Origin of the sequence: Flavobacterium crocinum (genome assembly GCF_003122385.1) — a bacterium.
GTDB classification, from domain to species: domain Bacteria; phylum Bacteroidota; class Bacteroidia; order Flavobacteriales; family Flavobacteriaceae; genus Flavobacterium; species Flavobacterium crocinum.
The window spans coordinates 2,717,600-2,731,188 of record NZ_CP029255.1 but is presented as its reverse complement, the minus strand read 5'-3'; the positions used below and the strand labels follow the sequence as shown (position 1 = coordinate 2,731,188).

The window sequence follows — 13,589 nt, the reverse complement described above, 5'->3', positions numbered from 1 at the left end:
CTACCTATGAAAAAGTTATATTACACCGCAAACGCCCTACTTATATTGATATTAGTTTTAATGGTTTCCTGTAAAAAAACAGATACTATTGAAATAACAGAAAATAAAACCACTAAAAAAGTAGTTGAATACAAAGAACCTGAAACAGCAGTTTCTTATCAGTTTCAAAAGACCAAAGACTGGCTGAAAGCAAATGAAGCCGACAGCACTAAAATGAATATTGTTTATGCCGTAAACAGAACGGACAAAGCCAATTTAAAAAAACTGGATTCAGTTGTTATTCCTGCTGATTTCAGCGGTGATTTAGTGTATTATCTTCCTTTTCCAGTCCATGTTTCGGCATTACAGGAAGTTTCTAAAATAATTTTATTTTCTTATCCAACGCAAACATTTGCTGCTTATGAAAATGGCGAATTGGTTCGTACGGGCCCAACCAATATGGGAAGAAAAAAAGACCCTACTCCAACCGGATTGTTTTTCACTAATTGGAAAGCAGAAAAAACAACCAGCACATTTAATGACGAATGGGAATTAAAATGGAATTTTAATATCGAAAATAAATTAGGAGTTGGTTTTCATCAATATGAATTACCAGGCTATCCGGCTTCTCATTCTTGTTTGCGCTTATTAGAAAAGGATGCTAAATTCCTTTACAAATTTGCAGATGAATGGATTTTGAAAGACAAAGAAAATGTAAAAGTAAAAGGAACTCCGGTTGTTGTTTTTGGAAGCTACGATTTTGATGGACAAAAACCTTGGTTGCAACTTGCATCCGATCCAAAAGCGTTGAACATTTCAGAATCTGAAATTGAAACGCAGACACAACCGTTCCTGAAAGAGATTTTAGAGAACCAAAACCTCAGAGAAGCTGAGCCTAAAAACACATTATAAAATATATTCTTAACTATATGATAAGCTGAAATGATTTCGATTGTTTCAGCTTAATTTTTTTGAACACACAGAAACATAGTTTTTCACGCCGCTCAAAGGTGTTTCACTTTTAATAAAAAACATAGCTTGTTTGGCTAAAGCCATTCCACTTTATTCCTATGAACCCTCCAGCTAAAGCTGGAGGCAATTCAATTTCAAAATCTTTGTCCCTTTGCGGCTTTGAGCCTTTGCGTCTAAAAAAACTTAGTATCTCAGAACCTTAGCTCCTTAGAATCTTAAAAAAAATATAAATAAGCGATCGTTCATTTATTATTTTTTATACCTTTGTAGCATAATTATTTAAAATTATGAGAACACGAGATATAAATAAAGAAGAAATTGTAAAACAGAAAGCAATTGAAATGATTGTTACACAAGGTGTAGAAGGTTTTGGAATGAATCGGCTTGCAAAGGAATGCGGTATATCTGTTGCAACGCTTTACATTTATTATTCCGACAAAGAAGATCTGATTCGAAAAATAGGAATCGAAATTGGCCGGAAACTCTTTGACAAAATGCTGGATGGTTTTTCTCCTGAAATGTCTTTTAAGGATGGACTTGAAAATCAATGGGAAAATCGTATTTATTTCACTCTTAATTTTACACAGGAAGCGACGTGTTTTGAAATCTTAAAACAATCTACTTATGGGGATGCGATTATTGAAGAAATTACGGGCGATTTTAAACAAACCATGTCACAATTTATCCTTTCTACTATCGAAAGAAAAGAGCTTATTCCAGTTACTTTCGAAGTTTTTTGGAGCATTGCTTATGGTTCATTATACTCTCTTTTAGAACTTCACAGAGAAGGTAAATCTATGTCTGGAAAGCCTTTCGTATTTACTAATGAACTTAAGAACGAAGCTTTTAATTTGGTTTTAAAAGCACTTACTCCATAATTCAAATTACAAATTCTAAATCACAAATTCCAAACTTTAGAATAATTTGTCACTCTGAGCGAAGTCGAAGAGCAAATTCAAAATACAATTACAATATTAATTTCAATAAAATGAAAACTTCAATTATAGATAATAAAAAAATTGCCATTATTGGTGGTGGTCCTGTTGGATTGACAACTGCACGAATTTTACAAATAAATGGCGCTGATGTCACGGTTTACGAAAGAGATAGTAATGCACAGGCTCGAACTTCTGGAGGAACTCTGGACATTCATTCTGATTCTGGTCAATATGCGATTCAGAAAGCGGGTTTAATGGAAGAATTCTATAAATATGCGAGACCAACTGGCGAAAAAATGGCTGATATAGATGGAAATATTACTTCTGACGAAATGCCTGATGAAACCAACGCTTTTTCTCGTCCGGAAATTGACCGAAATGATCTTAGAAAAATTATGTTAGATAATCTAAAAGAAGGTACTGTTGTTTGGGATAGTCAGTTAACAAATCTTGAAAAAACAGAAAACCATTATGTTTTGGAATTCAAAAACGGTAAAACAGTAACAGCCGACTTCGTAATTGTAGCAAATGGCGGAAGATCTAATGCACGAAAATTTGTAAGCGACCAGGAACCGCAGCTTTCCGGAACTTATATTATTCAGGGTGAAATTGTAAATCCGGATCAGAATTATCCTGAATTCAAACCTAAATTCGGAAACGGAAATGTGATGGCAATGGGCGAACACAAAATGTTTTATACACATACTATGCGCGACGGTTCTTTACATTTTGGCGTTTCTTTTAAAGCCGATGAAAACTGGATTGCAAATCACGGAATCAACTTTGAAGATGACAAAGTGGTAATTACTTTTTTAAATGAAACTTTTAAAAACTGGGGAAACGATTACAAAAAATTCTTCGCTGCTTCTACAGAATTTTCCGGCCTGCCTTTACGATTATTTTCTTTGGAAGAACCCTGGAAAGAGCATTCCAATATTACTCTTGTTGGAGACGCAGCACATTTAATGCCACCATTTGCAGGCGAAGGAGTCAATATGGGATTATTTGATGCTTTTCATTTGACCCAAAACTTAACCAACGGAAAATTTGAAACCATTGATGAAGCAATCGCTGATTACGAGCAAAAAATGTTTGGTTATGCTTTAGAGGCACAATGTATGACGAAGAAGATGGAAGATCTACTGCATTCTGATATCGTTGCCGAAGATATTTTAAACAGCCGTTACGAATAAAAATAAATTTCATAGCTTTATTATAGTTATGACAGCTATTTCTAAAAATAAGAGAACTTGTAAAAATGGACATCACTATTTTAAAACCAGTGATTGTCCTACCTGCCCAATTTGCGAAGCGGAACGAAAACCAGATTTCGGACTTTTAGCTGTTTTATCTGCTCCGGCCAGAAGGGCTTTAGAAAGTAAAAACATTAAAACTGTAGCAGATTTATCTCAATATACTCAAAGGGAAATTTTGTCTCTGCATGGAATTGGACCAAGTAGTCTGCCTAAACTTTTGGAAGAATTAAACAAGAATGGACTAACGTTTAAAGACTTATAAAAAAGACTGCCTAAAAAGCTATTTTGCACGTAAAAAACCCCAGCGGGGTAAATTATTTATAGAAATATATTAAAAACAAATTGAAAAAGCTCCAGCGGAGCGACATATATTAGATCTTAATTAATATGTCGCTCCGCTGGAGCTTTTATATTGTAAACTTCCATTCTTACTATAAATATTTTGCTTCTCCGAAGCTTAAAAAAAAGGCGTAAGAATTAAATCTTACGCCTTTTTCATTTTATATTAAAACTTAATTATCTAGAATAATTTGGAGCTTCTTTTGTAATAGTAACATTATGCGGATGACTTTCTGTAATTCCACTTGAAGTGATTCTTACGAAACGTCCTGTTTCCTGTAAAGTAGGAATATCTTTTGAACCACAGTATCCCATACCTGCACGAAGACCACCAATAAACTGAAGCATACTTTCGTTTAATTCTCCTTTGTAAGGAACACGTCCAACGATTCCTTCCGGAACTAATTTTTTCACGTCGTCTTCAACATCCTGGAAATAACGATCTTTTGAACCTGTTTGCATTGCTTCAACAGATCCCATTCCGCGGTAAGATTTGAATTTTCTTCCTTCAAAAATGATTGTTTCTCCCGGAGATTCTTTTGTTCCTGCCAATAATGAACCTAACATTACACAGTCAGCACCTGCAGCGATAGCTTTAGGAATATCTCCTGTATAACGAATTCCACCATCTGCAATTACCGGAACTCCTGTTCCTTTAATCGCTGCAGCAACTTCTAAAACTGCTGAAAACTGAGGAAAACCAACACCTGCAACGATACGTGTAGTACAGATAGAACCAGGTCCGATTCCAACTTTTACACCATCTGCACCATTTTCTACTAAATATTTAGCAGCTTCCGGCGTTGCGATGTTTCCAACAATTACGTCTATTTGAGGAAATTTTGCTTTTACTTCTTTTAATGTATTCACTACACCTTCGGTATGTCCGTGAGCTGTATCGATAATGATCGCATCTACACCAGCGTTTACTAAAGCTTCAGCTCTTTGAACTGCATCTCCGGTAACTCCAATTGCAGCTGCAACTCTTAAACGACCAAAAGAATCTTTGTTTGCGATTGGCTTTTGAGTCAGTTTTGTAATATCTCTAAACGTAATTAGACCAACTAATTCGTTTTTATCGTTTACAACTGGTAATTTTTCGATTTTATGACCTTGTAAAACCACCTCAGCCTGCTCTAAAGAAGTTCCTTCAGAAACAGTTACTAAATTTTCGCTTGTCATTACTTCAGCGATTGGTCTTGCTCCGTTTTTCTCGAAACGTAAGTCACGGTTGGTCACAATACCTTTAAGTATTTTATTTTCGTCAACGATTGGAATACCACCGATTCCGAATTCTTTCATAGCGTTTTTAGCATCAGCGATAGTTGAATTCATTGGTAAAGTTACCGGATCGATAATCATACCAGCTTCTGCACGCTTTACTTTTCGAACTTTTCCTGCTTGTTGTTCGATAGTCATATTTTTATGTAAAACACCGATTCCTCCTTCTTGTGCCATAGCAATTGCCATTGCACTTTCGGTAACTGTATCCATAGCAGCAGATACAATTGGAACGTTTAATGTGATGTTTCTTGAGAATTTTGATTTGATACTCACTTCGCGGGGAAGCACATTCGAGTAGTTAGGTACTAATAATACATCGTCGTAAGTTAAACCTTCGCCGATAATCTTGGAGTTGTGTGCTATCATGGTGCAATTTCTAGTTGAATTGCGTGCAAATATAGTGAATAAATTGCTAACTTGAATACTAAGTTATTCATAAATTTATCCTTACACGAATCGTCTTACAAAATCATGTTGCCTAGCCCAGATGGAAATGGAAAGCTACGAAAAGCCAAAAAACATTTTTTTCTGGTTTAAAAAAGCGACCAACGGAAGCTCTTTTTAAGCCTTGAAAAAAAGTGTTTTGGCTCGAGTACTTGAAATGTACAGCTGGAATAGCTCCTGATTAATCAACTGAATCCGGAACGATGAAATTTATTCCGAACTGAAATGCTACACCGTTGGCTTTTGAAACATCTCTATATTCCAGAATATTATTTACGAGTGCATAAATATTTACTTTTCCGATTGTTCCGGCAAGTCCTAAACCAATATTTTTGTTCGAGAACGAATCAAAAGTATATGTGGCTTTTACATCTAATTTTCTAAAAATATTTCTTCTGTAAAAAGCTGTTAATGCTGCTATAGGTTGTCGTGGCGTTGTCATGGCAAAAATTTGTGCACCTACCGCATTTTTATAATATTTATTGATTTGTCCCCGACAATTGCATTCATCATCCGGTCGGGCTTCTCCAAATGAATACTGAATAGAAGAATAGAACTTAGTTGGACGCCAGGTCGTGTATTTATTATACAATGTATCTCGTGGAATGGCTTTTTCGAACTCATCAAAAACATCTTCCGGATCATCGTTACCCATAAAATCAGGATTTACACCGTTATATTGATAAGTTCCCTTATAAGTGAGTGTTTCAATGTCTTTAGACTGTCTTATAAAACCTAAATCAATTATACTCGCTGTTAGCTGCAAATTATCTTTTATATAATAGGTAATTCCGGCATCTACTCCTAAACCTAAACTTCCGCCGAAAAAAGTATTATTTACCAGATCTCTGGCTACATTTCCGTCGTATTCGTCTTTTGTAAACTTAGCAATACCGGAAGTTTTTAATTCTAAATTAGAAGAAATTACCTGATTGTAAACATTCGGGGTTCCGGCATTCTGTCCTGTATAAATGTATCCTGAATTTTTTGTTGAAGTTGCATTTGCTCCACTGGAATAGATTTTAGCACGTCCGCCGTAGACAAACTTATCGTTTATTTTTTTATGATATCCGATATGCAATACCGAAAGTACCTCAGCTCTGGCACTTAAATCTCCCAGATTAAAAGATTTGCCGATATAATCTCTGTTTCCGTTTAAAGCAAGTAAGGCAGGATCTTTAGGAACGTACATAAAAAAATCAAATTCCTGATACATTCCAAATGAAACATAAGAACGGCTTTCTCTGCCTCCTACTCTAAATCCGCCTGAAAAAATTTCCAACTGCTGATTGGTCATTACTTTATCGTTTCGAGATGTATTATTAAGTACGTTTCGAACTTTTTGATTAAAATCTACACCATTATCTGCAAATAAATCATAGGCAGTAAAACCTTTCGATCCTACATTAGCTGAAATTCCGGATAAAACAGGAAAGCCAAAATAATATTTATAAGAAACATCTGCACCTGGATTAACAAGCAAAGATTGTGGAATTTGTGTAAAATTATACAGTACTTCTTTATTTTGAGCAAAACAAGAAAACTGAAAAACGGCAAAGAAAATCAGACTTAACTTTCTCATTCGATTACTAAATAAACTGTTGCACTTGATCTTAATTTTAGATTTCCTAAACTTTGACTATTTAAAGGGTCGCCTGAAGCTACTAAAACTACGAATCCAATTTTAGTAGTTTGTTTTAAAAGATTCAAACGCTCATTTTCAAAAACTTCTGTGGGATATTTTATAACATTGGAACCTCCTGTGTAGGCAGGAACTGTGTAAGAAATAGTTTGCAGGATTTCGTTTTGGTCATTCATCAAAAGCATGTTTAGAGCAAAAGTGCGTTCAATGGTGTTTTCGATTTCGAAATCGAATTCTGCTTTTTTTAATCGTTCATTAAAAAACTTATCTCTAAATACAGTAAAATTCCTTACATCATAGGCAATATTTGTGCTTCCGTCATCTATAAGCTGATTTGCCGGAATATCGAAGTAAGCAAGATTTGCTACCACAACAGGCTCTAATTTTAAATCTTTTATCTGATCAAAATCTAATTCACTCGAACAGGAAAAAAATAAAAAAGTACAAAGAAGTACACTTAAGAGGCTGCGTTTAGAATATGGTATCATGGCTAATAGTATTTCAACACTAAATATAACGTTTAATGTTTATAATCCTTATCGAAGGTAGGTAAATATAACTATTAATTAATGAAACTTTCCAAACAATTTTGAAGCTTCATTGTAAGCACTTTCAAAACTTAAAGAATTTAAACCAGTATATTTTTTGTTTGCAGTAAAATAAGAAACCAGTTTTTCTGTAGGCATGTTTCCTGTGAGTTTATCAGTTGCCATCGGACAGCCTCCAAATCCCTGAATGGCTCCGTCAAAACGTACACAACCAGCTTTTGCTGCCGCATCAATTTTTTCAAACCAAGTATCTGGTGTAGTATGCAAATGGGCTCCAAATTCAATTTTCGGATATTTCGGAATTAAATGAGAAAACAAATAGGTAATAACTTCTGGTGTAGAAGTTCCAACAGTATCCGAAAGTGATAGAATTTTTACTCCCATACCGGCAAGTTTTTCTGTCCACTCTGCTACAATTTCGACATTCCACGGATCTCCGTAAGGATTTCCAAACCCCATTGAAAGATAGGTTACAACTTCTTTCTTTTTCTTATCGGCCACTTCCAGAATTTCTTCTAAAGTCACCAAAGATTCTGCAATAGTTTTGTGTGTATTACGCATCTGGAAATTCTCTGAAATAGAAAATGGAAATCCCAGATATTGAATCTGCTCGTATTCTGAAGCCGTTACTGCTCCCTGTGTATTAGCAATAATAGAAAGCAGTTTACTTGTGGTTTGAGACAAATCCAGTTGTTCTAAGACAGCAGCAGTATCCTGCATCTGCGGAATAGCTTTTGGAGAAACAAAACTTCCAAAATCAATAGTATCAAAACCTACTCTAAGCAAAGCCTGTATATAGGAAACTTTATTTTGGGTCGGAATAAAATCTCTTATGCCTTGCATGGCATCTCTGGGACATTCAATGATTTTGATTTCTTTATTCAAAGCGTATTCATTTGTAAAGGCTAAGTTAGTTTCTTTTTTAATGAAATAAAAGAGAATTTTACTGAATGACATTATTACTCAATATCGTAATACTTTATTTTATTACACAAATATGTAATAAGTTAAAATATTACCGAAAAGTGTAATAAATAAACTTATTACTTATATTTGTAATAGAAACTTTATAATTTTAAGTATATTTGGTTATGACTAGTGTAATAACAGGAGACATAATTGGTTCACGACAACAGGAATCAGAACATTGGGTTGAGGATTTAAAAAGGATCTTAGCTCCTTTTGGCGCTACGCCAAGTCAATGGGAAATCTATCGTGGTGATGAATTTCAGGTTGAAGTTTCAAATCCTGAACAAGCTTTAATTACTGCTATTTTGATAAAAGCTCGTCTGCGAGCCATAAAATCGGATGCCAGAATGAGCATTGGTTTTGGAGATAAAACACATGATGCCGAAAAAATATCTGAAAGTAATGGTTCTGCATTTATACATTCCGGTGAACTTTTTGAAACCTTAAAAAAACAGAAAGTCACCTTAGCATTACGAACCGGCGACACCAATTTTGATGAAAAACTCAATTTAATGTTACAACTGGCGTCAACTTTTATGGACAGCTGGCTGGTTCAATCTGCAGAATTTGTTGCTGTTGCAATAGAAAATCCAACACTTTCACAAGAAGAATTGGGACAAAAATTAGGTATCAATCAGGCAGCCGTAAGCAGAAGACAAAAACGAGCTCAATTTGAACTGGTCATGCATTTAGATCGATATTTTAGAACTCAGATAAAACAACTCTCAATATTATGATTTTATTCGTAAAACTCCTTTTAGCGCATTTGTTAGGTGATTTTATATGGCAGCCTGGATCATGGGTAACCGATAAAGAAACTAAAAAACATAAAAGTATTTACTTATATATCCATATTATTCTTCATGGAATTCTAGCAGCAATTCTGGCAGGAGAAATCCGATTTATACCTTATGCGATTTTAATTGCTGTAACGCATGGTATTATCGATTTGATCAAATTAAATTTTCAGAAAAAGAAAAACAAACGCACCTGGTTTGTCGTTGACCAAATTGCTCATATTCTCGTTTTGATTGGTGTTGTACTTTTATATGAAAATAAAAATATCCCTCCTTTTTGGCAGGAAAATGTATTTTGGATTTACTTAACCGGTATTTTACTGCTTACCAAACCAACATCCATTTTTATCAAAACAATTATCTCAATATGGGCACCTGAAAGTAAACTCAATAATCAGGATAATTCCTTAGTAGCCGCTGGAAATTATATCGGAATTCTGGAACGTCTGTTTGTTTTCGGATTTATCCTAACCAATCATTTTGAAGCCATCGGATTTCTTTTGGCCGCTAAATCTATTTTCAGATTTGGAGATTTAAAAGAAGCAAAAGACAGAAAATTAACCGAATATGTTTTAATTGGCACTTTAATCAGTTTTGGAATCGCGATTCTTGCCGGATTATTAGTTCAAATGTTATTACAATTGTCCTAAAACTTTCTTATTGATAGCTTTTATCAACGCTGGCCCTTCGTAAATAAAACCAGTGTACAATTGCACTAAACTTGCACCTGCATTAAGTTTTTCAATGGCATCGTCAGCAGAATGAATTCCTCCTACTCCAATAATCGGGAAAGCTTTATTGCTTTTTTCCGAAAGAAAACGAATTACTTCTGTAGATCGTTTTGTCAATGGTTTTCCGGACAAACCTCCAGTCTCTGTTTGGTTTGAAGACTGCAAACCTTCTCTCGAAATTGTGGTATTGGTAGCAATTACACCAGCAATCTGAGTTGTTTTTACAATATCAATGATATCTAATAATTGCTCATCTGTAAGATCCGGAGCAATTTTCAATAAGATTGGTTTTACTTTTAGGGTACTTGTTTTTTGTTTTTCAACATTTCTGTTCTGTAAAGTTTGCAACAAAGCCGTTAAAGGTTCTTTATCTTGCAACGCTCTTAAATTTGGCGTATTTGGAGAACTTACATTTACAACAAAATAATCAACATGATCATACAAAGCATCAAAACAAATGATGTAGTCTTTAACTGCATCTTCGTTGTCAGTGACCTTATTCTTTCCTATATTTCCTCCAATTAAAACCCCTGAATTTTTCTTCAAACGTTCAACAGCTTCCAGAACTCCACCATTATTAAATCCCATTCGGTTAATAATTGCCTGATCTTCTTTTAAGCGAAATAAACGTTTTTTCGGATTTCCTTCTTGTCCAACTGGTGTTACCGTTCCAATTTCGATAAAACCAAAACCAAAATCACCTAATTCTTTATACAGTTTTGCGTCTTTATCAAATCCTGCCGCCAGTCCAACGGGATTTTTGAATTTAATTCCGAAAACTTCTCTTTCTAATCGGCTGTCTTTTACTTCGTAGATTGCTCTTATGATTGATGAAACTCCCGGGATTTTTGAAATGAATTTAACAAATGAAAAAGTAAAGTAATGCACTTCTTCAGGATCAAACCAAAAAAGTATCGGACGAATTATCAATTTATACATAAGAGTTGTGTTGTTATTTTTTCGGATGCAAATTTAAATAATATAGTTTAAAAAGGTGCTTTTTTTACCTAAACAAATAAATTCTATTTTGTTTGATTATACTGCTTATAACTAAAAAGATTCTAAAAAAATCCTAGGGATTATTCAAAAAGCAGTTTTTTTTTGGTTGCAAATTATAAAATGAAACCTATTTAGGTCAGTTTTTAACCTTATCAATTTTCTTAAGATCTAAATTTGAATTACTTAAGATTTTTCAATCAAAAAATAAAACAAATATTAAATCCTAAATAATTATAATCATGCGAACAAGTACAAACTTATTTTTAAAGAAAAGTCTTTTTCTGTTCTTGGCATTTCTGTCATTTGGTTTAGTATCAAAATCAATAGCTCAGGCAGATCCACGAGAAGTCCGAAAAGAGAACTTTAAAGGCGTCATTGAACTTGATGTAAGGAATTCTAAAGCCGATTGGAAACCCTATACATTAAAATCGGCACCAGAAGGTGCTCCGAATGTTCTATTTATTTTATATGATGACACAGGGCAAGCCGCTTGGTCTCCCTATGGCGGAGGTATTAATATGCCAACAATGCAAAAATTAGCTGATAACGGTATTATTTATACACAATGGCACACTACAGCATTATGTTCTCCAACACGCTCTACTTTATTAACAGGTCGTAATCATCACTTAAATGGTATGTCATCTATTACCGAAACAGCAGATGGTTATCCAGGAGCAAATGCACGTATCCCTAAACAATGTGCGACAATTGGGCAAGTATTACAAGAGGCAGGCTGGAGTACTTTTTGGATCGGAAAAAATCATAATGTTCCTGAGCAAGATGTTGCCTCAGGTGGCTCTAGATCACAATGGCCAACTCAAATGGGATTTGACCGCTATTATGGTTTCATTGGAGGCGAAACTAATCAATGGTATCCAGACTTAGCAGAAGACAATCACTTTATTGAGCCGCCATACACTCCAGAAGAAGGTTATCACTTATCTAAAGATTTGGCAGATAAAGCAATTGAATACATCAAAGATCAAAAAGCGACTAACCCTTCAAAACCATGGTATATGTGGTACTGTCCTGGTGCAAACCATGCACCGCATCACGCTCCAGAGGAATACATTGCTAAATACAAAGGAAAATTTGACAGTGGTTATGAAGCATACCGCGATTGGGTTTTACCTCGAATGATTGCTAAAGGAATTTTACCTAAAGACACCAAAAATAGTCCCCTAAATTTTTTACCTCCAAATCTTGCTAATCCAGCAGATTACGTAAAACCATGGGATAAATTAAGTGCTGATGAGAAAAAATTATTCTCTAAACTAGCTGAAGTTTATGCTGGTTTCTCAGAATATACAGATGCACAAGTAGGACGCGTAATTGAGTATTTGGAAAAAACAGGCCAATTAGAAAACACTGTTGTTATTTATGCCGCTGATAATGGGGCTTCTGGAGAAGGATCTCCATCTGGCTCAGTAAACGAGAACAAATTCTTCAATGGTTACCCTGATGAGTTATCAGAAAACTTGAAATACTTAAATAAACTGGGAGGACCAGACACTTACGAACATTATCCTACAGGATGGGCCGCAGGATTTACCGGGCCATACAAAATGTTTAAACGTTATAGTAATTATGCCGGAGGAACTTGTGATCCATTAGTAATTTCGTGGCTAAAAGGTATTAAAGCAAGAGGTGAAGTACGTGACCAGTACCACCATTCGACAGACATTGTGCCAACTATTTTAGACATTTGTGGAGTAGAAATGCCTAAAACATTTAATGGTGTTGGCCAATATCCACTTTCTGGAGTTTCTATGCGTTATACATTTGATGCCAAAGCAAATGCACCAACACAAAAACATGTTCAGTATTATACTATGTTAGGCACAAGAGCTATATGGAAAGATGGATGGAAAGCTGTTGCTGTTCACGCTCCGCTAACAGGAACAGGCAAATTTGACAAAGATGTTTGGGAACTATACAACGTAGCTGTGGATAGATCCGAAACTAATAATTTGGCTAAAAAAAATCCAGATAAATTAAAAGAATTAGTAGCAGCGTGGTTTGACGAAGCTGATAAAAACTTGGTATTACCACTAGATGACCGTTCTGCAGTTGAAATTTTAGGTACCGAGCGTCCTTCACAAGAAAAGCCAAAAACCCGATATGTATATTATCCAGGCACATCGGCAGTTCCTGAAGGTGTTGCGGTAAATGTACGTGGTCGTTCATTCAAAATTGTAGGCGATGTAGATATTAAATCGGGAGCTTCGGGAGTAGTTTTTGCTCATGGATCGCGCTTTGGAGGACATACTTTATTCATCAAAGACAATAAACTATACTATGTTTATAATTTCTTAGGAATTCAGCCAGAACAAACTTTTGTTTCATCTTCTACCTTAACTCCTGGTAAACATGCCTTAGGATTTGAATTTGTGAGAGAAAGTACCGGTAAAAACGGAGAACAAATTGGTACAGGTCATTTATACATTGACGGCAAAGAAGTAGCCAAAGGCCCTATGAAAACACAACCAGGTAAATTCACACTTTCTGGTGATGGTCTTTGTGTAGGATTCGATAGTGGTGACGCTGTAAGTCATCAATATAAATCACCAGGTACTTTTAAAGGTGGAGAAATCTTAGGTGTTGGTGTTGATATTAGCGAACAAAGCTATGAAGACCTTAATAAAGAAGCTTTAAGAATTATGAAAAGCGAGTAGTCTATATAAAACA

At 35.0% G+C, this 13,589-nt stretch carries 12 protein-coding genes; 7 read left to right on the top strand and 5 right to left on the bottom strand.

The features are described 5' to 3' along the window. Positions 1 to 6: 6 nt before the first annotated feature. The 4 genes from HYN56_RS12270 (at position 7) to HYN56_RS12255 (ending at position 3,407) form a co-directional block, all read left to right on the top strand. Positions 7 to 891 (top strand): L,D-transpeptidase, encoded by an 885-nt coding sequence (locus tag HYN56_RS12270; RefSeq protein WP_109192438.1) that lies wholly within the window; start codon positions 7 to 9, stop codon positions 889 to 891. 347 nt (positions 892 to 1,238) lie between these two features. Further along, complete coding sequence (locus HYN56_RS12265; protein WP_109192437.1) at positions 1,239 to 1,829, top strand: TetR/AcrR family transcriptional regulator; 591 nt, start codon at positions 1,239 to 1,241, stop codon at positions 1,827 to 1,829. A 110-nt stretch (positions 1,830 to 1,939) separates the two neighbouring features. Beyond that, positions 1,940 to 3,082, top strand: a complete 1,143-nt coding sequence (locus tag HYN56_RS12260; RefSeq protein WP_109192436.1) for an FAD-dependent oxidoreductase — start codon at positions 1,940 to 1,942, stop codon at positions 3,080 to 3,082. A gap of 28 nt (positions 3,083 to 3,110) precedes the next feature. Continuing rightward, a complete protein-coding gene (locus HYN56_RS12255; protein WP_109192435.1) occupies positions 3,111 to 3,407 on the top strand; it encodes an RNA polymerase alpha subunit C-terminal domain-containing protein in 297 nt (98 codons plus the stop codon). Between the two features lie 254 nt (positions 3,408 to 3,661). Here the strand turns inward: HYN56_RS12255 and guaB are convergent, their stop codons facing one another. The 4 genes from guaB to HYN56_RS12235 form a co-directional block, all read right to left on the bottom strand. Continuing rightward, positions 3,662 to 5,134 (bottom strand): IMP dehydrogenase, encoded by a 1,473-nt coding sequence (guaB, locus tag HYN56_RS12250; RefSeq protein ID WP_109192434.1) that lies wholly within the window; start codon positions 5,132 to 5,134, stop codon positions 3,662 to 3,664. A gap of 259 nt (positions 5,135 to 5,393) precedes the next feature. After that, positions 5,394 to 6,794 (bottom strand): DUF5723 family protein, encoded by a 1,401-nt coding sequence (locus HYN56_RS12245; protein WP_109192433.1) that lies wholly within the window; start codon positions 6,792 to 6,794, stop codon positions 5,394 to 5,396. After that, entirely contained in the window at positions 6,791 to 7,342 is a 552-nt protein-coding gene (locus tag HYN56_RS12240; RefSeq protein WP_109192432.1) for a hypothetical protein, read from the bottom strand. The genes HYN56_RS12245 and HYN56_RS12240 overlap by 4 nt, the downstream gene beginning before the upstream one ends. Before the next feature lie 78 nt (positions 7,343 to 7,420). Then, a complete protein-coding gene (locus HYN56_RS12235) occupies positions 7,421 to 8,287 on the bottom strand; it encodes a beta/alpha barrel domain-containing protein (protein WP_109194787.1) in 867 nt (288 codons plus the stop codon). Positions 8,288 to 8,493: 206 nt separating this feature from the next. Between HYN56_RS12235 and HYN56_RS12230 the strand changes: the two genes are divergently transcribed. Further along, positions 8,494 to 9,108, top strand: coding sequence for a SatD family protein (locus HYN56_RS12230; RefSeq protein WP_109192431.1), 615 nt, complete (start codon positions 8,494 to 8,496; stop codon positions 9,106 to 9,108). Continuing rightward, positions 9,105 to 9,818: a DUF3307 domain-containing protein gene (locus HYN56_RS12225; RefSeq protein ID WP_109192430.1), complete on the top strand. Its 714-nt coding sequence runs from the start codon at positions 9,105 to 9,107 to the stop codon at positions 9,816 to 9,818. The genes HYN56_RS12230 and HYN56_RS12225 overlap by 4 nt, the downstream gene beginning before the upstream one ends. Here the strand turns inward: HYN56_RS12225 and HYN56_RS12220 are convergent. Continuing rightward, complete coding sequence (locus HYN56_RS12220; RefSeq protein WP_109192429.1) at positions 9,804 to 10,838, bottom strand: quinone-dependent dihydroorotate dehydrogenase; 1,035 nt, start codon at positions 10,836 to 10,838, stop codon at positions 9,804 to 9,806. The genes HYN56_RS12225 and HYN56_RS12220 overlap by 15 nt on opposite strands. A gap of 299 nt (positions 10,839 to 11,137) precedes the next feature. Here HYN56_RS12220 and HYN56_RS12215 point away from each other — a divergent pair, with 299 nt between their 5' ends. Continuing rightward, positions 11,138 to 13,576: an arylsulfatase gene (locus HYN56_RS12215; RefSeq protein WP_109192428.1), complete on the top strand. Its 2,439-nt coding sequence runs from the start codon at positions 11,138 to 11,140 to the stop codon at positions 13,574 to 13,576. Positions 13,577 to 13,589: the final 13 nt, after the last annotated feature.